This is a genomic window from Bacillus sp. LR--39 (genome assembly GCF_053613335.1).
The window spans coordinates 1,446,738-1,470,329 of record NZ_JBSIOT010000001.1; the positions used below are offsets into that span (position 1 = coordinate 1,446,738).

Sequence of the window (23,592 nt, forward strand, 5' to 3'; positions counted from 1 at the left end):
AGCCTCCTGAAATAAGGATCAAAGCCCATCGTGTGCTTCTCTTTCCGCGAATAACGGGGATGCCTGCTAAAATATATGATTTTGTGAATAAAGATAGAAGGTTAATTCAACAATAAAATAAATGAAAGCATTCAAGGAGGAAATCTGACGTGCGAATTCTTTTCATTATCATACAAGCCTTGTTTATCCTTACCGGCTGCACTGCTGTACAGGACGGCCGCGGCCGCAATATTCAGAACGAATCAGCCGATCAGCGCGATGCAAAACCGATCCATGTGAAAAATACGGCTCCTGAGACAGCTGAAAATCCCGGCCGGACAGACATCGCTAAGCATCTCGTCGAGGTAACCGAAAAAATCCCCGGCATTTCAGACGCCACCGCGGTTGTACTCGGAAGATACTCCGTTGTCGGTATCGATGTGGATGACAATTTAGAAAGAAGCAAAGTGGAGAGCATTAAATACACGGTTGCCCAGGCGTTAAAAAACGATCCTTACGGCGCCAATGCCGTTGTCGTGGCTGATCCTGATACGGTTTCCCGTCTGAGAGGCATGGGCAGCGACATTAAGGCCGGCCGCCCCGTTTCAGGCATTTTGGACGAACTTGCCGCCATCGTCGGTCGTGTCATGCCGGAAGTCCCGAATGATGTGACCGACAATGAAAAAGAATCACCGACTCAATCGAATGATGATCAGCTGAACCAAAGAGACCAGAACAAGCTGCAGAACGAACAGAACGATCAATCGGATCATCATATGAAAAACCGCCGGTAAAAAGCAGCGCCCGCTCCAAAGGAAGGGCGCTGCTTTCTTTCCCTTTGGCAGGAGGGGCATCCATGTTATAATGCTTGTCATAGTGAAAGAGGTGAAAAATCAATGAGAGTAAAATGTTCCATTTGCGACAAAATCGAACAAATTGATGATGAAACACTGACAGCCAAACGCCTCCGCAATCGTCCGATTCATACATATATGTGCCGGGAATGCCATGACCGAATCAAAGTCAAAACGGAGGCACGGCTGAATACCGGACACTTTTCCTTTCATCCCGGACAAAAAGCGAAAAAAGATAAACTGAAAAAATAAACCGCAATAAAAAAATGACCCGCCGGAAGGCAAGGTCATTTTTTTATTGCGGTTTAGCTGACTGGCTTTTTTTGGACTGGTGCAGACGGATTTTGTAAACGATCAAAATCAAAGCGGCGACAACAAGCCCTTCTCCGACCGGCAGAAACACACCGAAAAAAGTCAGTACGGTGCAGCCGAGCACGAGAAAGAGATAAACTGCCGCAGCCTTCAACACCGGCAGCCGTTTGGCAAAGCCGAGTTTAAATACAATCACTGAAAGCACGACGATTGTTCCGTATAACAGCCACATTCCCGTCAGCGGATGCTCATCCACTTGGTAAAGAGCCGCAAAGAACGACAGCCGTTCACTTACTTCATTCAAAAGGATCCCCCTCCCCTTTTCCGTTCGGGTTCTACCTCTTCAAATTCTGCAAGTGATTAAGACATTCCTGCTGTTTTTTTCTTTTTCGCCGCTTTTTCACGTTCGTTTTTATTCAGGATTTTCTTTCTTAAACGGATGGATTCCGGCGTTACTTCACAGTATTCATCTTCGTTTAAGTACTCGAGTGATTCTTCAAGCGACATAATGCGCGCTTTCTTAATTGTAGTCGTTTGATCCTTCGTAGCGGAACGGACGTTTGTCTGCTGTTTCATTTTGCTGACATTGACGACAAGGTCATTGTCACGGTTATGTTCGCCGACAATCATGCCTTCATATACTTCTGTTCCAGGCTCAACGAAGATGACGCCGCGGTCTTCAATACCTTGAATTCCGTAAGATGTCGCTTTTCCGTTTTCCATGGAAACGAGCACACCCTGACGTCGGCCTCCGACTTGGCCTTTTTGCATCGGCTGATAGCTGTCAAACGTGTGGTTCAGGATACCGAACCCGCGTGTCAGTGACAGAAACTCAGTAGAATAGCCGATGAGTCCGCGTGAAGGTACGGTAAAGATCAGGCGGACCTGGCCGTTTCCGTTATTAATCATATCAAGCATTTCGCCTTTTCTCGCACCCATTGATTCCATAACAGAACCGGTATGCTCTTCAGGCACGTCAATCTGTACGCGCTCAACAGGCTCGCAGCTTACGCCTTCGATTTCCTTAATGATAACTTCAGGTTTAGACACTTGAAGCTCATAGCCTTCACGGCGCATGTTTTCAATTAAAATGGACAGGTGAAGCTCACCGCGTCCTGAAACAACCCATGCGTCAGGTGATGCAGTCGGTTCGACACGAAGACTGACGTCTGTTTGAAGCTGCGCGTTCAGACGCTCTTCAATTTTGCGGGCTGTGACATATTTGCCTTCACGGCCTGCAAACGGGCTGTTGTTTACAACAAATGTCATTTGAAGCGTAGGCTCATCAATGCGCAGAACCGGCAGCGGCTCATGGTGGTCAGCCGGACAAACCGTTTCACCGACGTTGATGTCTTCCATGCCCGAAACGGCAACGAGGTCTCCCGCTCTCGCTTCTTCAATTTCCACGCGTTTCAATCCTTGGAAACCGAAGATTTTCGTTACGCGGAATGATTTTACCGTTCCATCAAGTTTCATCAATGAAACCTGCTGACCCACTTTCATCGTGCCGCGGAAAACGCGTCCGATACCGATACGGCCGACATAATCATTGTAATCAAGCAGCGCCACTTGGAATTGAAGAGGCTCTTCGGCGTTATCTACCGGGGCAGGGACATGTTCAAGAATCGTTTCATACAGTGATTCCATATTTTCGTCCTGCTTTTTCGGATCCAGACTTGCCGTTCCGTTAATCGCAGAAGCGTAGACGACAGGGAACTCAAGCTGTTGTTCGTTTGCGTCAAGCTCGATGAACAAATCAAGCACTTCATCAATGACTTCTTCCGGGCGGGCGAAATCACGGTCGATTTTGTTTACGACGACAACCGGATTTAAGTTCTGCTCAAGGGCTTTTTTCAGTACGAAACGGGTTTGCGGCATGCAGCCTTCATATGCGTCAACGACTAACAGAACGCCGTCAACCATTTTCATAATCCGTTCTACCTCTCCGCCGAAGTCGGCGTGTCCCGGAGTGTCCAAAATATTAATGCGTGTATCTTTATAGTTAATCGCAGTATTTTTCGCAAGAATTGTAATACCGCGTTCACGTTCAAGATCGTTTGAATCCATTGCGCGTTCGGCAATATTTTCGTTGGCACGGAATGTTCCGGCTTGGTGAAGCAATTGGTCTACCAAAGTCGTTTTCCCATGGTCAACGTGGGCAATAATCGCGATGTTGCGAAGATCGTTTCGAAGTTTCACATTTTCATCTCCTAAAAAAATTAGATAACTTTCATATTATACCACACATCCTCTTTAAAAGCGTTACGTTTTTCTGTAAACTGAAAGTATGACGTTAAAGGGGATGGAAATATGAAAAAATTGAATTGGCTCTTATTATTATTTGCATTCGCAGCAGTCTTCAGCATGATGCTGATCGGCGTATCAATCGCTGAGAAAAGCGCATGGGGCATCATCGGAAGCATTGTTCTCGTTATCGCCATGATGGGAAGCGGTTTCACCGTAAAGAAAAAAATGCGCGAACAGGGACTGCTTGATTAAAAGCATGACCCTTTGCAAAATTCCGTAAACATGAAAAGCACAATATCTAATGAAGCCTGAATCAAAGACTCAGGCTTTTTTACATTCTCAAAACAGGCTTTAGATGTAAGGCTTATCTCCCCCGCCGCCTAGTCAGGAAGCCGGAAATGACGGCCCCCACTCTAGTTACATCAGCAGATTCCCTCAGAAAATGCAGTCTGAAATAGTCCGGCATCGTTATGCAGAAAATACCATACCTCCTATATCAATTCCATCATTGTCTTTTTATACTTGTGGCTGTAAGCAAATACACATGACAAGGAGAGAACAAAATGAAAACATCTTTTTTGAAGAAAACCGCTGTAACTGCCGCCGCAACCGCCTCAGCCGCCTTGCTTGCATTCAGTCCGCTTGATTCTGCCGGCGCAAAAACGATCCAGGCAAATGAGCCGCATGCCCTGCAGGCTTCCGCAGAGAAAACACCGGAAGACGCGGCAAAACTCATTGACATCATCAGCCAATCGATTTACGAAAAAGACGGTGTCTATTATTTTGACGGTGAAAAAGCGGTTGAATTGGGATTAGATCAAGAACAAGCCCAGATCATTCAAAAGCTGTGGGACAGTTCAACCGAATTTTTAACCGTTCTTTCCCAATGTATTGAGAAAACGGACGGCGAATATACATTTAATAAAGAAAAAGCGGTGGAGCTCGGCTTTACGGAAAAAGAGGCCCTTATCGTTGATCAGCTGTTCACCGCTTTTTCCCAAAGTCTTCATATCCTTCAATCTGCGCTGATTGAAGAAGACGGTGTGTATACGTTTGATCAGGACCTTGCTGAAAAAGCGGGAGCAGGAAAAAAAGAAGCAAAGCTGTGTGCCGGATTCTTTAATTCACTGCCCCAGGAATTGCTTGAAGGCATTTATACAGCCTTTCATCCGGCTGAGTAAACGGATTAAAACGCCCGGTCATTCAGCCGGGCGTTTTTTTAAATCAGCAGTTTAAGGATCAGCATGATAAAGAAAACAGCACCGAACATACAGGCTGCTTTTATCAGCAGTTTCCCGTAATACCGTTCCTTAAACCGCCTTTCTTCTTCTGCATAACAAGCTGGCGCCTTCATCTTAGGGCTGCCGAGGTCAAGCGGCTCCTTCATCATATGATATAAACTCCCGCACTTACCGCATGATTCAAGATGACGGGAAATAAACCGCTCCGTTTCTGTTTCACAATCGCCTTCAATATATAAAGGGAGTAAATCTCTCACTAAACAGCAAGTCATATCTGTCCGTCCTTCCTTTTTTCCGCCAAGTGCTGTTTCAGCTGCATTCTTGCCCTGTACAGGGTGCTCTTCACCTTCGAAAGACTCCAGTCCAAAACATCTGCAATCTCTTCGTAAGACAGCTCTTGAAATACCTGTCGAAATGCTGAATAAAATGACTAAAAATCTCTGACATCTGAAACAATCCTTTTCGTTTATTAAGGCCTCACCCGTTTAGACAAACGGCTATAAAAAAAGTTTTACAGATCGGAACATTTTTCCCCTATCATTTTTCCCGACTTCATTTGTCATTTTTTTCAGAATAAATCGCATCATTCGACTCATGTCTGATTCAACACGTGCCTCTCGGCTTATCCCCCGATGCTGGCCGCCGGAAGCCTTTCCGGGACGATTCTATCAATTCATCAGCGGAGTCTAGTTTTATATTGCAGAATGAGAGAATGCTGGTTTATTATAACAATATAAGTTTTCATTATTTTCAAAAAGGGGGATTTATTGTGGGTTTAGGTAAGAAATTGTCTGTTGCTGTCGCCGCTTCCTTTATGAGTTTAACCATCAGTCTTCCGGGTGTTCAGGCCGCTGAGAATCCTCAGCTTAAAGAAAACCTGACGAACTTTGTGCCGAAGCATTCTTTGGTGCAATCTGAATTGCCTTCAGTCAGTGACAAAGCAATCAAGCAATACTTGAAACAAAACGGCAAAGTCTTCAAAGGCAACCCTTCTGAGAGACTGAAGCTGATTGACCACACGACTGATGATCTCGGCTACAAGCATTTCCGTTATGTGCCTGTCGTTAACGGTGTGCCTGTGAAAGACTCACAAGTCATTATTCACGTCGATAAATCCAACAATGTCTATGCGATTAACGGTGAATTAAACAACGATGCTTCTGCCAAAACGGCAAACAGCAAAAAATTATCTGCAAATCAGGCGCTGGATCATGCTTTTAAAGCAATCGGCAAATCACCTGAAGCCGTCTCTAACGGCAACGTTGCAAACAAAAACAAAGCCGAGCTGAAAGCAGCGGCCACAAAAGACGGTAAATACCGCCTCGCCTATGATGTAACCATCCGCTACATCGAACCGGAACCAGCTAACTGGGAAGTAACCGTTGATGCGGAAACAGGGAAAGTCCTGAAAAAGCAAAACAAAGTGGAGCATGCCGCTGCAACCGGAACAGGTACGACTCTTAAAGGAAAAACGGTCTCATTAAATATTTCTTCTGAAAGCGGCAAATATGTAATGCGTGATCTTTCTAAACCTACCGGAACGCAAATTATTACGTACGATCTTCAAAACCGACAATATAACCTGCCGGGCACGCTCGTATCAAGCACTACGAACCAGTTCACAACTTCTTCTCAGCGCGCTGCCGTTGATGCGCATTACAATCTCGGCAAAGTGTACGATTATTTCTATCAGACGTTTAAACGCAACAGCTACGACAATAAAGGCGGCAAAATCGTATCTTCCGTTCATTACGGCAGCAAATACAATAACGCGGCCTGGATCGGCGACCAAATGATTTACGGTGACGGTGACGGCTCATTCTTCTCGCCTCTTTCCGGTTCAATGGACGTAACGGCCCATGAAATGACACATGGTGTTACACAGGAAACAGCCAACCTGAACTATGAAAATCAGCCGGGCGCTTTAAACGAATCCTTCTCTGATGTATTCGGATACTTCAACGATACTGAGGACTGGGATATCGGTGAAGATATTACGGTCAGCCAGCCGGCTCTCCGCAGTTTATCCACTCCGACAAAATACGGACAGCCCGACCATTACAAAAATTATCGAAACCTTCCGAACACTGATGCCGGCGACTACGGCGGCGTGCATACAAACAGCGGAATTCCGAACAAAGCCGCTTACAACACGATTACAAAAATCGGCGTGAAAAAAGCGGAGCAGATTTACTATCGCGCACTGACGGTATATCTCACTCCGTCATCAAACTTTAAAGATGCAAAAGCAGCTTTGATTCAATCAGCGCGGGACCTTTACGGCTCTCAAGACGCTGCAAGCGTAGAAGCGGCCTGGAATGCGGTCGGCTTGTAAACAAGAAAAGAGACCGGAGAAATCCGGTCTCTTTTTTATATCTGAAACATTTCACAATGGCTTCACCATGATCATATATGTCTTTTCCCGATCGTCTTTTTCAAGCTTGAGCTGTTCAAAGCCGCATTGGCTTAAAAACAAAACCCATTCCTGCCTGTCCAGGGGAACGGCTGAAAACATCGCTTTATGCTCTCCTCTCAGCCGGCCCGCAATCTCTTCAATGACCGCGCGTCCGATTCCTTTCTCTTTTGCCTCCGGAGCGACGGCCACGGTTCCGAGCCACGGTTTTCCGTTTGAAGGGGCCCATTCCAAATGAAAACTGACGGCGGCAGGAGCGCCGTCAATCTCCCATACGAGCCACGTTCCATTGTACATGGAGTATGCAAGCATAAACTCCGCCGCATTTTTTGTTCCGAACTCTTCGTTTTTCCACACCGGGTGTGATGCCGCCAGCTGCTCCAGAAAACCGAGATCTTTCTCTTCAAAATCTCTACCTGTCAGCATGTAAATAGTCGTCAAAGATAATTTTATGTATTGCCGGATTGCCCGCAAGCACGCTGTGGTTGTCTAAAAACGTAAACGGTTCGCCGTCTGTGGTCGTGTAAATGCCCCCGACTTCGTTCAGCAGCACGCAGCCGGCAGCGTAATCCCACGGCGCGAGCCTCATCGTAATGTATGCGTCAATGCGGCCGGCGGCAACACTGGCCAGCTCAAGTGCCGCCGAACCATAGGAACGCGTTCCTCTGACCCGTTTTACGAGCGGCGCCAAAATACTCGGGTCAATCCTTCTGTTTTCCGTCACCCATGTGGCATTGATTGCAATAATGGCTTCTTCAATGGAAGCTTCTTTTAAAGGAGCAAGCGGCGTATTGTTCAGATAAGCTCCTTTTCCGCTGAATGCGTGATACAGCTCGTCCTGCATCACATCATAAATTAAGCCGATTTTGCCTTTTCCGTCTTCAAAGATGCCGATGGAGATCGCGAAATGCCGCTTTTGATGGACAAAATTCATCGTCCCGTCGATCGGATCAATGATCCAGACGATTCCGTCAAGGGAGCGGAGTTTATCCCCCTGCCCTTCTTCTCCGAGAATCCGGTGTCCGGGAAAAGTTCCCTGTATACGGTCAATGAAAAAGCGCTCCGTCTCTTTATCAATATTTGTGACTAAATCATTCGGATTTGATTTTGTTTCAATCGTCAAGCTTTTCTGCATGGATTGTCTGATTCTCGTTCCGGCTTCTTTTACCCACTTTTTTGCGATATCATCAATTTCCGTCCAATTTGTCATACCGTGTACCTCTTTTCTATGTATAGCTTATTCTATAGCATACTGATAAAGGCGATGAAAAAGCAAGGAAAATGAAAAAAATGCCTTCTCACGTAAAAACGAACCATTTCCTGCGGTTCGTTTTTACTATTCTTTATCCGTTAAGCCGAATCCATTCTTTTCTGAGACGTTCCAGTTTTCTTTTGCTGAGATCGATTTGATCTGCATTCTCTTTTTGCATGGCCTCATACAGGGTTGCCAATTCATAATCAACCTCTAGTCTCCAGACAGCTACACGGTTATTTTTTTCCTCCCTGAATCCTTCCTTCACCACTTGCCTCATTGTCTTTCGCCCCTTCCAGAGATCATTTGTTAAAAAAGCATCCCATTTTTCCAATTTATTAATGATACTTCTTATATCGTATGGAAACTTATATTCGGCTGTAACAACATTCTTAAAATTGTGTGTTTACCTATTCGTTTTTTACCACCAATCCTCTCGGCTCAAACGTTCTCAATGTTTTTGCGGCCGGCGGCGGCTGTGGTAAAATATGAATACTTACGATAAGGAGGAAAAAGATGACTCAGATGCGTTTTACAAAAGAAGACTTCGATACATTTACAATAGAAGGTTTAGATCCGCGCATGGAGGTGTTAAAAGAACAAGTCCGTCCGAAGCTGACCTTGTTAGGAGAGCATTTCGCACCGACATTGTCAGCATTGACAGGAGATGAAATGTTCCCGCATGTCGCCAAGCACGCGAGAAGATCTGTCAACCCGCCGGCTGACAGCTGGGTTGCCTTTGCCAACAGCAAACGCGGGTATAAAAAACTCCCTCACTTTCAGATCGGTTTATGGGACACCCATATGTTTGTATGGTTTGCCATCATTTATGAATCTCCGATAAAAGAGGAATACGGCAGATTGCTGGAAGCGAAGCAGGAGGACATCACAAAACAGATTCCCGGTCATTTTGTATGGTCCCCGGATCATACGAAGCCAGGGGCGTACAAGCAGTCCGACATGGATCAGGAGCAGCTGAAAACATTATTTGAACGCCTGCAGACAGTGAAAAAAGCAGAGCTTTTGTGCGGCATTCAGCTGCAAAAAGAAGACGTGATCAACATGAACAACAATGAATTCCTGCAAACCATTGAAGATGCTTTTAGGAAGCTTTCCTTTTTATACACACTGACTCAGAAAGTCTCATAACATAAAAAGCGGGCCGATTGCCGGCTCGCTTTGTCTACATTTTGATAATCGCTTGATCTGATTGTTTCGCCTGTTTCACAGTCCGATACGGGGAATAGGTGCTGTCAGCTTCAAATTGGCTGCAGATTTTCTTTTCTTCCGCTTTCCCGGGAACGATTTCTTTAAAGCGGCGGTACGTATTCAGAAGTCTGTCTCGGTCAGCCCCTTTTTCATAGGCGTTTTCCACCTGCTGAAAAAAAGCAATGACATCCACGGCCTCCTCTGTCGTCCAGTCCTCATTCATCGGATATTGATATTCCAAATGTCTTCACTCCTTTATAATCATGCTCAAAAAAAGCATCTTCCATAGATCATAAATTGTTCTTTACTTTCTTTCAAGTTCATAATATAATTCATTTGTTTTACGTTTAAAAAACGGGTAATAAAACTGAATGTAATACAAACTAATCCGTAGGTATTATGATAAAGGTGGGAAAACAATTGCCGCAACATGAAACACCCCTGTACAGCGGACTGAAAAAGCACGCGGACAGACAGCCTGTCCAATTCCACATTCCGGGCCATAAAAAAGGCGCGGGAATGGATCCGGAATTCAGACAATTTATCGGAGAAAACGCGTTAAGTATAGATTTAATTAATATCGAACCCCTGGATGATTTACATGCGCCAAAGGGCATCATTAAAGAAGCTCAGGATCTGGCCGCGGAAGCATTCGGCGCAGACCATACCTTTTTTTCCGTACAAGGGACGAGCGGCGCCATTATGACGATGGTCATGGCCGTATGCGGACCCGGAGATAAAATCATCATCCCGAGAAACGTTCATAAATCCATTATGTCGGCCATTGTATTTTCCGGAGCGGTGCCGATTTTTATACACCCGGAAATTGACGATGAGCTCGGAATTTCTCACGGCATTACGCTTGAGTCCGCAGAGCGGGCTTTGACGGAGCACCCTGACGCAAAAGGCCTGCTTGTCATAAATCCGACGTACTTCGGTGTGGCAGCGGACTTGAGCAGCATTGTAAAGCTCGCGCATTCTTTCAATGTGCCTGTGCTTGTCGATGAAGCGCACGGCGTTCATATTCATTTTCATGATAAGCTTCCTCTGTCCGCCATGCAGGCGGGCGCTGATATGGCAGCCACAAGCGTGCACAAATTGGGAGGCTCCCTGACGCAGAGCTCCATTTTAAATGTGAGAGAAGGTCTTGTTTCCAAAGAAAGAGTACAGTCGATTTTAAGCATGCTGACGACAACGTCAACATCCTATCTGCTTCTCGCTTCACTGGATGTCGCAAGAAAGCGCCTCGCTACAGAAGGCCGCGATCTTCTTGAAGATACGATTCTGCTGGCGGATCAGACACGGGAACGCCTCAATCAAATTGAAGGCATCCGCTGTGTCGGCGAAGAAATCACAGGGTCTAAAGCTGCATTCAGTTATGATCCGACTAAATTAATCATTTCGGTCAAAAACCTCGGCCTGACGGGCCATGACGTTGAAAAATGGCTCCGCGAATCATATAATATCGAAGTCGAGCTGTCCGATTTGTATAATATTTTATGTATTTTCACCCCCGGAGACAGAGCGGGAGATGCCGACCGTCTTGTAAGCGCGCTTACAGACATTTCAAAGCAGGCTTCCGACAATGACTATGCTCATCAGCAAACCGAAGTTCTGCTTCCTGAAATTCCTCTGTTAGCGATGACGCCAAGAGACGCGTTTTACGCAAATACGGAAGTCATTCCGTTAAAAGAATCCGCGGGACGGATCATCGCAGAGTTTGTCATGGTGTACCCGCCGGGAATTCCGATCTTTATTCCGGGTGAGATCATTACTGAAGAAAATATCAGCTACATTTTTAAAAACTTGGACGCCGGCCTTCCTGTGCAGGGTCCCGAAGATGCAACGCTTGAAATGATCAGAGTGATCAAAGAGCAAAAAGCCATCCAATAAACATAAAGAAGCCCGAAACGAAATCGTTTCGGGCCTTTTTACGCTTTTTACTCTTCTTCAAGATGACACTGGCATTGTCCGCAGCATGTTCCGTATAACGTCGTGACCTTCTCATCCTCAAAGTAATGAATCGCTTCGTTACAGTCTTGGCAAACAATTGTACCCATCTGTCATTCCCCATTTCTCAGAATTTGAAAACGCTTAATTTTTACTTGTTGTTATTATATTATTATGTCACATTTAATATGTCAACTGATAAATTGTATAACACATTTATTTTTTACGGTCTTTTTATAGCTCGAGGGTCAATCACAGTATATCCTTTATGACGCAATCCTTTTACAATGTCCGGCATGGCTTCTGCCGTCCATTTCCGGTCATGCATCAATATGTTGGCCCCGTCCCGCAGATAAGGACTGTTCAGTGTGATATCGGTAAGCGCTTTTTTGGATTGATATTTCTGATCCCAATCATACCCGAAGGTCCAGTTCATTTTCACCATACCTTCTTTTTTTATAAGTCTGTCACTGTAGTCCGTATTGCTTCCGAAAGGCGCCCTGAAAAATGCGGGTTTCTCTCCTATTACCTTTTCAACCGCTTTATTGACGCCAATGATTTCTTCCCGTTGTTTTTGTTCGGAAAGATCTTTTAAGTTTTGATGAGTCATTGTATGATTTCCGATCATAAAACCTAACTCATGAATATGCTTAAGCGCTTTCTTATTTTCATCTTTTTTCAAAAAATGTCCGTTCACAAAAAAGATCGCTGATGCATTGAGATCGTGCAGTTTGTCCGCAATCTCAGCGGCATGCTGATCAGGCGCGTCATCGATCGTTACCAATGCGATCGGTTTTTTCTCTTTCTGTTCATCCATTTTTTCCACAGAAAAACTTTTCGGATTGATATAGTAACGGGGCTCCGCCTTTTGTTTTTTCTGTTTTTCCTCTTTTGTATGATGGTTTTCCCGTTTGGCGTGATTGGCCGCGGCTTGAGAATGGGGTTTGTTTGTTTGCATCTTTTCGTTTGATTGGCAGCCGGCGAGTAAGCACATACATATGACGGCTGCAACGGCTTTATACATGACAATCCCTCCTGATATGGTTTTGCCCCCAGTATAACGAAAAAACAGCGCTCTCACGAAAAACAATGTGCCTTTTTTACACATCGGCTGCGCAAGTTGTCACACGTATTATTTCTTCATTAAAAACGGTTTCAATTATATAACAATTCAGTAACAAGCCTTAGGTTTTTCACCTCTCGTGATACACTTGATATAGTCCTTATAAATGGATGAACCAATATATTATATAAAACAGAGGAGTAAGATAGATGCGCTACCGTACGGTGATTCCCTTTTTTTTGATGCTGTTCGTTCTGTCAAGCTGTTCGGTTTCTACTGTCAGTCCATTCACAAAAAACCGGATCGACAGCATTCATCACACTCAAATCTTGTTTTTTTCCGATGAAAATCATATAGATAAAGAAGTGCCTTATTACGATGCGATCCTTGATTTAGAAAAGAAATATCCCCATCATGTTGATCAAATGAAGGTTTATGACAACAGAAAGGGATGGGAAGAGGAAATCAACACGTTCCCTGCGCTGATGGTGATCAATCATCGGCATGTGGTCATGAAGATTGAGGGATCCGTAAAGAAAAAAGAGGATATCATCAAACCTATGCAGCATGTGCTTGCACAATAAAAACAGCCCCCGCTTTTACAAACGGGGGCTGTTTCTTTGTTACATTATTATTTTACGATATGGATCGGGCTTCCGATTGCTACTTCGGCAGCTTCCATAGTGATTTCGCCCAATGTCGGGTGAGCGTGAATTGTCATTGCGATATCTTCAGCAGTCATTCCGCCTTCGATCGCCAGACTCAATTCAGAAATCATGTCAGAAGCGCTTGCGCCGGCAATTTGCGCACCGATTACAAGACCGTCTTCTTTACGAGTGATCAGCTTCATGAAGCCGTCAGTTTCGTTAAGAGACAGCGCACGTCCGTTCGCTGCAAACGGGAACTTAGCTGCAACGACTTCAATGCCTTCTTCTTTCGCCTGTGCTTCAGTGTAACCGACAGAAGCCAGTTCAGGCTCAGAGAATACAACCGCCGGAATACCGAGGTAATCGATTTCAGCCGGCTCTCCTGAAATAGCTTCCGCAGCGATTTTACCTTCGTAAGACGCTTTGTGAGCCAATGGAGGTCCGTCAATGATGTCACCGATTGCGTAAATGTTCGGTACGTTTGTGCGGCACTGCTTGTCTGTTTTAATGACACCGCGGTCAGTCATTTCGATACCGACTTGCTCAAGGCCGAGCTCATCAGTGTTCGGACGGCGTCCGACAGTGATTAATACGTAATCAGCATCAACCGTTTTTTCTTCGCCTTTTACTTCGAATGTAACTGTTACGCCGTCAGGTCTTTCCTCAACGCCTTTAGCCATGGCGCTTGTATGGATTTCAACGTTGCCTTTTTTCTTCAGTCTGCGGGTAACGAGAGAACTCATTTGTTTTTCGAAGCCAGGAAGAATTTCATCTCCGCCTTCTAAAATAACCAATTCAGTTCCGAAGTTCGCATACGCTGTTCCAAGCTCAGTACCGATATATCCGCCGCCGATAACAACGAGCTTTTTCGGAATTTCTTTAAGCGCAAGTGCGCCTGTAGAGTTCAGAACGCGTTCGCTATATTTGAAGTTTGGCAATTCGATAGGGCGAGAACCGGTAGCAATGATTGCGTTTTTAAATGTGTATGTTTGCGCAGAGTTCTCATCCATTACACGGACAGAGTTGCTGTCTACGAAATAAGCTTCCCCTTTTATAACGTCCACTTTATTTCCTTTTAAAAGACCTGCAACACCGCCGGTAAGCTTATTTACAACAGAAGCTTTCCATTCTTGGACTTTTGTAAAGTCAACCGTTACGTTCTCAGCAGTGATTCCCATGTCATCTGAATGTTTTGCATTCTCGTAACGATGGCCTGCATTGATGAGCGCTTTTGAAGGAATACAGCCGACGTTCAGACAAACGCCTCCAAGAGTTGCTTTTTCAACGACTGTTACTTTTTGTCCAAGCTGAGCAGCGCGGATGGCAGCTACATAGCCGCCGGGTCCCGCACCAATCACAAGAGTATCTGTTTCAATAGGGAAATCTCCTACTACCATAACATTACGCCTCCATTAAAATAAGTTGTGGATCGTTCAGTAAACGCTTGATGTGGTTTAACGCATTTTGTGCAGTTGCTCCGTCAATCATACGGTGGTCAAAGCTGAGAGAAAGAGCTAAGACAGGAGCAGCTACAATTTCACCGTCACGGACGATCGCTTTTTCAGCAATACGGCCGATACCGAGAATCGCAACCTCTGGGTGGTTGATAACCGGTGTGAACCATTGGCCTCCGGCAGAACCGATATTTGTGATCGTGCAAGAAGCGCCTTTCATTTCCGCAGGTGCAAGCTTGCCTTCACGCGCTTTTGTAGCAAGGCTGTTGATTTCATCAGAGATTTCGAAAACGGCTTTACGGTCGGCATTTTTCACTACCGGCACAAGCAGGCCTTTTTCGGTATCCGCTGCAATTCCGATGTTGAAGTAATGTTTTTGGATCACTTCATCTGTTTTATCATCAATAGATGTGTTTAAAACAGGGAATTTTTTCAAAGCGGATGTTAATGCTTTGACGACGTAAGGCAGATAAGTCAGCTTGATGCCTTGATCAGCAGCAACTTGTTTGAACTGTTTGCGGTGAGCAACAAGATTTGTTACGTCAACTTCATCCATAAGAGTTACGTGCGGTGCAGTATGCTTAGAGTTCACCATTGCTTTCGCGATCGCTTTACGGATACCGCTCATTTTTTCGCGTGTTTCAGGGAATTCGCCTTCAGGAGCCTGAGCCGCTGCAGGTTTAGCTGTTTCCTGAGGTGCAGCTGTTTCTTGCGGTGCCGCTTCTTGAGCCGCTCCTCCATTTGCAAAGCTGTCGATATCTTCTTTTACAACACGTCCGTTATTGCCTGAACCTGTTACTTTACGGATATCCACGCCTTTTTCACGGGCATATTTGCGTACGGAAGGCATCGCGATCACGCGTTTGTTCGGATCAGCTTCCGCTTGGTCCTGCTGTCCTGCGCCGGTTTCTTTTGCAGGCTCTTTAGGAGTCTCTTCTTTAGAGATATCCTGCCCTGCTTCAGCAGACGACTGAACTTGAGCTTCAGTTTTCGCATCTCCTGAATCATGGCTTCCTTTAAATTGAAGATCTTCGTAACCAGGTGCGTCAAACGTAATAATCGTTTGTCCAACAGTTGCAACTGTTCCCTCTTCAACTTTTAATTCTAATACTTTTCCTTTAACAGGTGAAGGAATTTCTACCACTGCTTTATCATTTTGCACTTCAGCCAGAACATCGTCTTCTTCTACCTCGTCGTTCGGCTTAACAAACCATTTTACGATTTCGCCTTCGTGGATACCTTCCCCGATATCCGGAAGTTTAAATTCAAATGCCACAGTTTTCGACCTCCTAGTTGATTAAGCAAATTTTAGTTATGCATACGCAAGCATTGAACCTAGTAAACAGACTCCTTCATAATAAGAGAAAAGGACTCTCTTTACCGTCTTTTATGATGCCTGATTAAAATTCAAGAACTTTTTTCGCAGTTTCAAGAACGTCTTTATGGTTTGGAAGCCATACGCTCTCAGCAAGCGAGAAAGGAAATACTGTATCAGGCGCCGCAACACGCAGAACCGGAGCTTCCAGGCTCAGAATCGCGCGGTCATTGATTTCAGCTACAACGTTGGCAGCGATGCCGGCTTGTTTTTGAGCTTCTTGCACGACAATTGCGCGGCCTGTTTTTTCAACAGAAGCAATAATCGTATCAATATCAAGCGGACTTACAGTGCGAAGGTCGATAACTTCAGCAGAAACGCCTTCTTTTTCAAGCTCCTCAGCAGCCTTAAGCGACTCATGAACCATCGCGCCGTATGTGATGATAGAAAGGTCAGTACCTTCGCGTTTCACATCAGCTTTGCCAAGCTCGATTGTGTATTCCTCCTCAGGAACTTCCTGACGGAAAGAACGGTAAAGTTTCATATGCTCTAAGAAAACAACCGGATCATTGTCTCTGATAGAGGCAATCAGCAGTCCTTTTGCATCGTAAGGAGTGGAAGGGATAACAACTTTAATACCCGGCTGCTGAGCGATAAGGCCTTCCAAACTGTCAGCGTGAAGTTCAGGTGTATGAACCCCTCCGCCGAATGGAGAACGGATTGTCACCGGAGAAGTCCAGCGTCCGCCGGAACGGTAGCGGAGACGAGCCATTTGTCCTGAGATTGAATCCATTACTTCATATACGAATCCGAAGAATTGGATTTCCATAACAGGACGGTAATCTTGCAGGCCTAAACCGAGAGCGAGACCGCCGATACCGGATTCAGCAAGCGGCGTGTCAAATACGCGGTCCTCACCGAATTCTTTTTGAAGGCCTTCAGTTGCACGGAATACGCCTCCGGCAACGCCTACATCTTCCCCGAAAAGCAGAACGTTTTCATTGTTTTTCAGTTCTGTGCGTAACGCATCAGTGATTGCTTGAATCATTGTCATTTGCGCCATGGCTTACTTCGACTCCTTCGCTTTGTAAATTTCAAGTTGTTCTTTCAAGTTGAACGTCGGCTCTTCAAACATATTCTCAATCAGCTCTGTTACTTTCGGTTTTGATTCGCCGTCAGCCTTTTTGATAGCTTGTTTGATTTCTTCTTTGGCCTGTTCAATCACTTTGTTCTCTTCTTCTTCAGACCATAGTCCTTTGTTTTCCAAGAACTTGCGGAAACGTACGAGCGGGTCTTTTTGCTCCCATTCATTTTCTATTTCTTTCGTACGATATTTAGTCGGATCGTCACCGGACATTGTATGAGGTCCGTAACGGAATGTAAGAGTTTCAATCAGAGTCGGACCTTCACCGTTAATTGCGCGCTGGCGTGCTTCTGCGGTTGCAGCATAAACGGCTAGTGCATCCATTCCGTCTACTTGAACACCTGTAATACCGACGGCAACTGCTTTTTGGGCAATTGTCTGTGCAGATGATTGCTTTTCTACAGGAGTTGAAATCGCATAGCGGTTATTCTGAACAACGAAGATCGCTGGCGCTTTAAATGCTCCGGCAAAGTTCATTCCTTCATAGAAGTCACCTTGAGAAGCTCCGCCGTCACCAGTGTAAGTAATAGCTACCGCTTTTTTACCGCGCTTTTTAAGCCCTAAAGCTACACCTGCGGTTTGAATAATTTGAGCACCAATAATAATTTGAGGTGATAAAGCATTTACTCCCTCAGGCATCTGATTACCTTTAAAATGGCCTCTTGAGAACAGGAATGCCTGATGTAAAGGAAGACCGTGCCAAATCAGCTGAGGAACGTCACGATAACCCGGAAGGATAAAATCGTCCTGTTCAAGCGCGAAGTGTGATGCAATTTGAGAAGCTTCCTGGCCCGCTGTCGGTGCATAGAAACCTAAACGTCCTTGACGGGAAAGAGAAATTGAACGCTGGTCTAAAATGCGGATATACACCATTCTTCTCATTAATTCCTTTAACTGATCATCTGAAAGATCAGGCATTGCGTCTTTATTTACGACTTCACCTTCAGCATTTAAAATTTGGAACGTTTCAAACTGCTTATGAATAGCATCAAATTGTTTTTTGCTATCAACAATTGAAGTTTTTGTCTTTGCAGCCATTTTTTAAACCACCTCTTCTTTTGATTTAACAGGGTTAGGATACCGTTTAGCCATCCGTATTAAAAACAGTCTTATCATGCTCTGCAATTCTAAAATTAATCATTCAGAAATTCACATAGCGCTTAAGCAAAGATAATGACGTTTAAACTGTACTAATAAAAAAAGATTTTTTATTAGTACAATATGATCAACAACCATAGTTTACAGTAATTAAACAAAGCCGTCAATCATTTATAACCTCATTTTGAAACCGCTTATAAAACTTAAGATCATATTGCGCCAAACTGTACTATAAAAGACTTTGAACTGTATTATAAAAATGCTCTACTGTACTATAATTAAAAAAAATTACAAAGAGTAAATTAAGTTATTTAACTTAGGGGCGGGCTTTGAAAAGATGCCGCGGGATAAAAACGGGCAGTTAGCAATCGTCCCGCCTGCCGAACAGACGGGACGATGCTTTTGTCTAATTATTCAATACCTGCCCACACGATATTCAGCGGCGTCAGCACGGCATGAGGATGAAACTCGGAAATCGGAGTGAAAAATACATACGTAAAATCTTCGGCTGGATCAGAAAACATGCCGCACCAACCCATTCCAAGATGTGAGAAGGTTCCTTCTGTCATGAAATAATGGTCACCGGCCGGCCACAAATTAATGCCTAAACCAAAGCCGCCTTCCTCTCTGGGCGCTCCGAAGAAGTAAAAAGGAAGACCGGGCTTTATTTGATTTCTCAGCATCGCCTCGACTGTTTTTCTTCCAAGCAGCTTCTTATCTTTCAATCTGCCTTTATTTCTAAACATTTCAGCTAACTTCCAAATATCTCGCAACGAAGAGTACAGACCGCTTGTCGCTTTATTCGGAAAATACGGGTGATGACTTTTTTCCAGCTGTACGCACTCGTGCTCATTGATCACACAAACTTCTTCTTTTAAAGCATCAGGCACATAAAAATACGTTCTTTCTAATCCTAGCGTTTCAATAATATGCTTTGTTACATACTGTTCGTAGGATACGCCTGTTACTTTTGAAATAATGATGCCAAGTATAACAAAACCGGTTCTGGAATAGTTCCACGCTTCATCCGCTCCGTACTCCAAAGGCGTACTGACGAGATAGTTTATCCATTCTTCCTCATTCGTTAAGTCAATGCCTTCAGCCTTTTGAATATCCAGCTCAAAACTTAGTCCCGCCGTATGAGTCAAAAGGTGCAAAATTTTAATTTCTTCGAAACCCGGTTTATCAAACGCAGGCAAAATGAGCTTGACCGGCATTTTCAGATCGAGCAAACCTTTTTCGACGAGCTGCATGACGGCTACAGCGGTAAACACTTTTGTCAAAGAACCGATTTCTCTGATTGTATCAAGCTGAAATGTTTGCTTTTCTTTTTGTCCGCCGGTAAATTCCCCTAACGACTCAGCTGCAAAAACCTCACCTCCTCTTGACATCATATAACTCGCACATTGCAGAACTCCATTGTCTATCATCGTCTGATAATGGCTGTTAAGAGCGTTAATTTGTTTCATATCAAATGCCGGATTGCTTATTGTTTGTTTCATTGTTTTCTCCCCCTGTACTGTATGTATCGTTTTCATCCTTTACTTACCGATTTCTTGATGAATTCTGACACCGCTTTATTAAATTCTTCCGGATGTGTGAGGTTCGGAAGATGCCCCGCTCCCTTAATTTTCTTTAATTCTGCATTGCTCAGCAGTTTCCGCAGCCTTTTTGTTTCTTTCTGATCAACTACGCTTTCCTTCTCACCTGTAAGGATAAGCGTTCTTGTATGAATGTCTTTTAAAAAGCCGATCGTAGAATAGCCTTCTTGTTGATGTATCTTCATAAAACGTTCAATAGAAGCATTTAAGAATTGATTACTGTATAAACTTTCATATTCATGCGATTTTCCTATAGCTATAAAATCATTTTTCAGTTTTTCCTCGACACTGCTTTCAGGGTCTTCTTCGTATTCGGTGTAACTTCCGGAAAGAATGAGTGTTTTTACTTTTTCAGGGTATTCATAGGCTATCCTCTGCCCTATCATGCCTCCCCAAGAAGCTGCCGCAATGTGGATCGGCCAAGCAACCCCTATCTCGTTCAGCACTTCGATAAAAGTCTGAGCCAGCCCGCTCAGTGTAAAATCGGCGCTCCCCTCACTCAGCCCGTAACCCGGTGTGTGTATGACAATGACATTAAATTGATCTGCCCATTCCTTCATTTGTTCTTTCCACATGTAAGCAGTGGTAGCAAAACCGCAAATCAGTAAAATTGTTTCGCCCTTACCGCTCATCAATATTTCCATATGCCGGGCATTTTCTGTGTTTGCCAGAAAATGAACGGTTTCCGTTTCTTCTGTCTGGTAAAAAGCGATGAGTTTTTTTGCGGCATCGCTTTGATCGTGCTGAAGGGCTCCTTTCTTCAGTCTGCTCCAATAATGCAAATAATCGTCGAGATGACGATTGGAAGCCGTGCCGAGTATTCGGAAAGGACTTTCAGCTTTTTCCGTAACGATTGACGAAGCATCAAAATCGGCTGCAAGCGCTGAATCTCTTACTAGAGGCGGTGCTGAACGGGCGGATAACGGCTTGAAATCGTTTTGTATTTTTTCTTTTTCTCCGTATAACACGATCAGCTGGTGGCCTTGGCCGAGAAGCGAGTGTTCAAACGCTTTGATTCCGGCAGTATTTTCCAATGGGTGAAGCCCGTACTCCATTTTCATAATATCTTGAATGCCGGGATCAACTGACATGCCTCCGTCTTTCCAGAAAGGCCAATTTACAGCGATGGTTTTTCCTGATCTTCCCCCCGCCTTTCTCATACATTCCCTCCACTCGGCAAAATGCTCCAGAAAACGATTGGCGTAGGCGTAATCGGCTTGACCCAGACTTCCGATTTCTGAGGAGATGGAAGAAAACAAAACAAAAAAGTCTAAAGGCATATCTCTGAGCGCTTCATCCAAATGAATCACACCATTGACCTTTGATTGCAGCACCGCTTGAGCTTCCGCGTCTGTTTTATTCATAATGAGAGAGTCTTTTAACACGCCTGCACTGTAAATGACCCCGTTGATTTCGGAATAATCAGCATGAATTTTTTCCGCTAACTTGATGACCTGCTGCTTATCTGACATGTCAGCCTGAATATAAGAAATGCTTGCCCCGTCATATCGGATGCTGTCTAATTTTTCTTCCATGTCTGCTGTCATTTTCGATCGTCCGGCAATGATAACGCTGGCTCTGTGATTTGCATAAAGAAACGCTGAAATAATCCAGCCGATGCCGCTTAACCCTCCGATGATGAGATACACCCCGTTTTTTGCAAACTTTGCGGCCTTTTGCCCTGGTTGCAGCGAAGCGTCTTTATATGCTGTCACCCACCTTTTTTGATCGCCGTCATATTTCACAGCCTGATGATGTCCGGCACTTAATTCATTGAGAAGCAAAGGTGCTTTTTCAATGGCTTGTCTTGAAGAAATCTCAACCGGTTTACACTTTATATTCGGCTGCTCCGCATTCAGCGTTTTAAAAAAGCCTCCAATCGCGGCGTAAACCGGATTTGTATATTGACCCTTGTCATGTACATACAGAATGTTGATGTTTTCTTTTACTTTTTGATGGATCAAAGCTTTGCTCAAATAAAGAATTGAATAAAAGCTGTGAGTCAGATCTAACGCTGCTTCAGTATAAGCTTTTTTTGACAGGTAATGAATGATTGACGACGAAAACGCTCCGGACTTTTTCATATCTTCTAACAGTCTGGTGTAATGAGCAGACTGCTCCGGATTAAATTTATAATGCTTTTCATTTACCATTTCATATTCATCGGCGGCTTCCGCATAAATAACATTTTCACTGCCGATGTACTTTCGGATTTCATCACTCAATGAACTGTCGAAATCGAAAATCAATGTATTTTCCTTAGGGACTTCTCCGGACTTTAATGGCGATTCTATCCATTCTTTTTGTAAATACAAAGATTCAAGCATCGGCTTTTCAGACGGCTCTTTCGTTTGCGTTTTTTCTTTAAAAGCTGCGGCCGGCGTATTACGCACATCATATTTTTCTTCTAAATAAGCCGCTAAATCATGAATATTGTTATAATCAAAAAGCAATGTCGGATACAATTGTGTATCCAATCTTTCCTCGAGAATTTTCGATATATGCAGCAGCTGTTTTGAGTCAAGACCCAGTTCGTAAAAAGATTGGTGTTTGTCCGCTTTATTTGGCGGTGTGTTTGTAACCTCTCCAATAATGGATGACAGCTCATCTGTTAATGTTTTATGACTTTCTTGGTGCAAAACTGTAACAGAGATAGAGTCTGTAATGTCGGCTCCGTATTTCTCCTGCAGATATTCCGTCAATTCACCGATTGTGGAGTAATCAAATAATAAAGTCGGGTACAGCTTTGTATCTAACATCAGTTCTAATTTTTTGGATAAGTCTAATAATTGTTTAGAATCCAAGCCCATCTCGTAAAAGGAAATATCATTCTTCACTGTTTCAGCAGGTTTTTCAATCATGCCGGCTATCTCTTGGATCAAATTATTTCTGATCATTTCTTTACTGTTCGTTGCGCTGCCGACCTCTTTAGCTTTTTGGGAATGCTCCAGCCTTTGTATTGATTTTTCATTTCTGACTCTTTTCACACCGAATCGCTCATAATAAAAAGCAAGCACCCCATCAGGTCTGTATACTTCTATGTCCGCATATAAAATGTCTTTAGAAGGCGGCTGCATTATACTGTTTTTATCAATATACACAAAACAAGACCCAGTTGTTTTATGCAGTGCCCGGAACGTCTCAATATATATAGGGATAAACGCATTTGTTCCTTCAGCTGGCAAGTCTGATGTAAGGATTCCCAACAAGCTGAGAGACCCATCCAAAAATGCGGGATGCATGTAAAAGTCATCTGTATATTCTTTTGAAAGTCCGCTTAAACTGACCTCTCCCAGAATATAATTTTCACCTTCATATACTGTACCTTCCAATTTCATAAAATCTTTATGAATCAGGCCGCCCCTGCGCAAATTACGATAGGCGGATTCAGCATCCGTAGTCCGGACGGCCCCTTTCTTTAATTCTTCGATTGAAATTGTCTTTTCGTTTATCGCATTTTTTCTTATGATTTCCGCCTGCAAGTTGACTGACGCTTCACCTTCCGCCTTTTCAGCGACCCATTTCCTGCTTGTTGTTTCAACAAGCCAGCCGTTTTCTTGTTCCGTAAACTGGAAGCTGACTTTTTTATCAAAATGGACTGACGTCGCAACAGGTTCACGGAATAAAACATGTTTGATTTCAAAACTTCGGGGCGATATCCCTTTCTCAGCTAAAAATCGTGTTATTAAATCCAGATACGTTACGCCGGGTATCGTACGCACTTGATGAAGGACATGGTCTGAAACAATATAATCGTCATGTTTGACTAATACGCTGAACCTCATGCAACTCGACAACCTTTCTTCTTTTACA

General features: G+C 44.1%; 23 protein-coding genes and 1 pseudogene. 8 read left to right on the forward strand and 16 right to left on the reverse strand.

Features of this window, described 5'->3' with window-relative positions; translation table 11 throughout:
- The first annotated feature begins 149 nt into the window (after nt 1-149).
- Together ACWHAR_RS06895 and ACWHAR_RS06900 are read left to right on the forward strand one after the other, a co-directional pair.
- A complete protein-coding gene (locus tag ACWHAR_RS06895; protein ID WP_012117484.1) occupies nt 150-773 on the forward strand; it encodes a YhcN/YlaJ family sporulation lipoprotein in 624 nt (207 codons plus the stop codon).
- Between the two features lie 102 nt (nt 774-875).
- The gene (locus tag ACWHAR_RS06900) at nt 876-1,085 is read left to right on the forward strand and encodes a YlaI family protein (RefSeq protein ID WP_007409677.1); all 210 of its coding nucleotides are present in this window, start codon (nt 876-878) and stop codon (nt 1,083-1,085) included.
- A 43-nt stretch (nt 1,086-1,128) separates the two neighbouring features.
- On the opposite strand, the gene ACWHAR_RS06905 is transcribed toward ACWHAR_RS06900, so the two are convergent.
- Together ACWHAR_RS06905 and typA are read right to left on the reverse strand one after the other, a co-directional pair.
- Nucleotides 1,129-1,449 (reverse strand): YlaH-like family protein, encoded by a 321-nt coding sequence (locus ACWHAR_RS06905; RefSeq protein ID WP_007611192.1) that lies wholly within the window; start codon nt 1,447-1,449, stop codon nt 1,129-1,131.
- A gap of 56 nt (nt 1,450-1,505) precedes the next feature.
- Nucleotides 1,506-3,344 (reverse strand): translational GTPase TypA, encoded by a 1,839-nt coding sequence (gene typA / locus ACWHAR_RS06910; RefSeq protein WP_032874801.1) that lies wholly within the window; start codon nt 3,342-3,344, stop codon nt 1,506-1,508.
- A gap of 111 nt (nt 3,345-3,455) precedes the next feature.
- Between typA and ACWHAR_RS06915 the strand changes: the two genes are divergently transcribed.
- Both ACWHAR_RS06915 and ACWHAR_RS06920 read left to right on the forward strand, forming a co-directional pair.
- A complete protein-coding gene (locus tag ACWHAR_RS06915; protein WP_003154504.1) occupies nt 3,456-3,644 on the forward strand; it encodes a YlaF family protein in 189 nt (62 codons plus the stop codon).
- A gap of 311 nt (nt 3,645-3,955) precedes the next feature.
- Nucleotides 3,956-4,573 (forward strand): hypothetical protein, encoded by a 618-nt coding sequence (locus ACWHAR_RS06920; RefSeq protein ID WP_032874799.1) that lies wholly within the window; start codon nt 3,956-3,958, stop codon nt 4,571-4,573.
- Nucleotides 4,574-4,611: 38 nt separating this feature from the next.
- Here the strand turns inward: ACWHAR_RS06920 and ACWHAR_RS06925 are convergent, their stop codons facing one another.
- Both ACWHAR_RS06925 and ACWHAR_RS06930 read right to left on the reverse strand, forming a co-directional pair.
- Nucleotides 4,612-4,905, reverse strand: coding sequence for an anti-sigma factor family protein (locus ACWHAR_RS06925; protein ID WP_032874797.1), 294 nt, complete (start codon nt 4,903-4,905; stop codon nt 4,612-4,614).
- Nucleotides 4,902-5,036 (reverse strand): annotated as a pseudogene (locus ACWHAR_RS06930) (RNA polymerase sigma factor); the annotation flags it as partial. The gene ACWHAR_RS06925 and the pseudogene ACWHAR_RS06930, both read right to left, overlap by 4 nt.
- A gap of 366 nt (nt 5,037-5,402) precedes the next feature.
- On the opposite strand from ACWHAR_RS06930, the gene ACWHAR_RS06935 reads away from it, so the two are divergent.
- A complete protein-coding gene (locus tag ACWHAR_RS06935) occupies nt 5,403-6,968 on the forward strand; it encodes a M4 family metallopeptidase (RefSeq protein ID WP_032874795.1) in 1,566 nt (521 codons plus the stop codon).
- Nucleotides 6,969-7,019: 51 nt separating this feature from the next.
- Here ACWHAR_RS06935 and ACWHAR_RS06940 read toward each other — a convergent pair whose 3' ends face one another.
- The 3 genes from ACWHAR_RS06940 to ACWHAR_RS06950 form a co-directional block, all read right to left on the reverse strand.
- A complete protein-coding gene (locus ACWHAR_RS06940; protein ID WP_032874793.1) occupies nt 7,020-7,472 on the reverse strand; it encodes a GNAT family N-acetyltransferase in 453 nt (150 codons plus the stop codon).
- Nucleotides 7,459-8,256, reverse strand: a complete 798-nt coding sequence (gene suhB, locus ACWHAR_RS06945; protein ID WP_032874791.1) for an inositol-1-monophosphatase — start codon at nt 8,254-8,256, stop codon at nt 7,459-7,461. The genes ACWHAR_RS06940 and suhB overlap by 14 nt, the downstream gene beginning before the upstream one ends.
- Before the next feature lie 133 nt (nt 8,257-8,389).
- Nucleotides 8,390-8,578 carry a hypothetical protein gene (locus ACWHAR_RS06950; protein ID WP_007409669.1) on the reverse strand — a complete coding sequence of 63 codons (189 nt, stop codon included), beginning with the start codon at nt 8,576-8,578 and terminating at the stop codon, nt 8,390-8,392.
- A gap of 236 nt (nt 8,579-8,814) precedes the next feature.
- On the opposite strand from ACWHAR_RS06950, the gene ACWHAR_RS06955 reads away from it, so the two are divergent.
- Nucleotides 8,815-9,447 (forward strand): DUF1054 domain-containing protein, encoded by a 633-nt coding sequence (locus tag ACWHAR_RS06955; RefSeq protein ID WP_007409668.1) that lies wholly within the window; start codon nt 8,815-8,817, stop codon nt 9,445-9,447.
- A 34-nt stretch (nt 9,448-9,481) separates the two neighbouring features.
- Here the strand turns inward: ACWHAR_RS06955 and ACWHAR_RS06960 are convergent, their stop codons facing one another.
- Nucleotides 9,482-9,748: a UPF0223 family protein gene (locus ACWHAR_RS06960; RefSeq protein ID WP_032874789.1), complete on the reverse strand. Its 267-nt coding sequence runs from the start codon at nt 9,746-9,748 to the stop codon at nt 9,482-9,484.
- 179 nt (nt 9,749-9,927) lie between these two features.
- Between ACWHAR_RS06960 and ACWHAR_RS06965 the strand changes: the two genes are divergently transcribed.
- On the forward strand, nt 9,928-11,400 hold the full coding sequence (locus ACWHAR_RS06965) for an aminotransferase class I/II-fold pyridoxal phosphate-dependent enzyme (protein ID WP_032874787.1): 1,473 nt from the start codon (nt 9,928-9,930) through the stop codon (nt 11,398-11,400).
- Between the two features lie 47 nt (nt 11,401-11,447).
- Here the strand turns inward: ACWHAR_RS06965 and ACWHAR_RS06970 are convergent, their stop codons facing one another.
- Both ACWHAR_RS06970 and ACWHAR_RS06975 read right to left on the reverse strand, forming a co-directional pair.
- A complete protein-coding gene (locus tag ACWHAR_RS06970) occupies nt 11,448-11,567 on the reverse strand; it encodes a GapA-binding peptide SR1P (protein WP_003154518.1) in 120 nt (39 codons plus the stop codon).
- 113 nt (nt 11,568-11,680) lie between these two features.
- Nucleotides 11,681-12,481: a polysaccharide deacetylase family protein gene (locus ACWHAR_RS06975; protein ID WP_032874785.1), complete on the reverse strand. Its 801-nt coding sequence runs from the start codon at nt 12,479-12,481 to the stop codon at nt 11,681-11,683.
- 248 nt (nt 12,482-12,729) lie between these two features.
- On the opposite strand from ACWHAR_RS06975, the gene ACWHAR_RS06980 reads away from it, so the two are divergent.
- Entirely contained in the window at nt 12,730-13,104 is a 375-nt protein-coding gene (locus ACWHAR_RS06980) for a hypothetical protein (RefSeq protein ID WP_007409664.1), read from the forward strand.
- A 47-nt stretch (nt 13,105-13,151) separates the two neighbouring features.
- On the opposite strand, the gene lpdA is transcribed toward ACWHAR_RS06980, so the two are convergent.
- The 6 genes from lpdA to ACWHAR_RS07010 all read right to left on the reverse strand — a co-directional run bounded on the left by lpdA (nt 13,152) and on the right by ACWHAR_RS07010 (nt 23,564).
- Entirely contained in the window at nt 13,152-14,564 is a 1,413-nt protein-coding gene (gene lpdA, locus ACWHAR_RS06985) for a dihydrolipoyl dehydrogenase (RefSeq protein WP_007409663.1), read from the reverse strand.
- A gap of 4 nt (nt 14,565-14,568) precedes the next feature.
- Entirely contained in the window at nt 14,569-15,897 is a 1,329-nt protein-coding gene (gene pdhC, locus ACWHAR_RS06990; RefSeq protein WP_007611173.1) for a pyruvate dehydrogenase complex dihydrolipoyllysine-residue acetyltransferase, read from the reverse strand.
- Between the two features lie 124 nt (nt 15,898-16,021).
- The gene (gene pdhB, locus ACWHAR_RS06995; RefSeq protein WP_003154528.1) at nt 16,022-16,999 is read right to left on the reverse strand and encodes a pyruvate dehydrogenase complex E1 component subunit beta; all 978 of its coding nucleotides are present in this window, start codon (nt 16,997-16,999) and stop codon (nt 16,022-16,024) included.
- A 3-nt stretch (nt 17,000-17,002) separates the two neighbouring features.
- Nucleotides 17,003-18,118: a pyruvate dehydrogenase (acetyl-transferring) E1 component subunit alpha gene (gene pdhA, locus ACWHAR_RS07000; protein WP_007611171.1), complete on the reverse strand. Its 1,116-nt coding sequence runs from the start codon at nt 18,116-18,118 to the stop codon at nt 17,003-17,005.
- Between the two features lie 470 nt (nt 18,119-18,588).
- Nucleotides 18,589-19,680, reverse strand: coding sequence for a serine hydrolase domain-containing protein (locus ACWHAR_RS07005; protein ID WP_032874783.1), 1,092 nt, complete (start codon nt 19,678-19,680; stop codon nt 18,589-18,591).
- Between the two features lie 32 nt (nt 19,681-19,712).
- Nucleotides 19,713-23,564, reverse strand: a complete 3,852-nt coding sequence (locus tag ACWHAR_RS07010; RefSeq protein ID WP_032874781.1) for an alpha/beta fold hydrolase — start codon at nt 23,562-23,564, stop codon at nt 19,713-19,715.
- Nucleotides 23,565-23,592 lie beyond the last annotated feature (28 nt).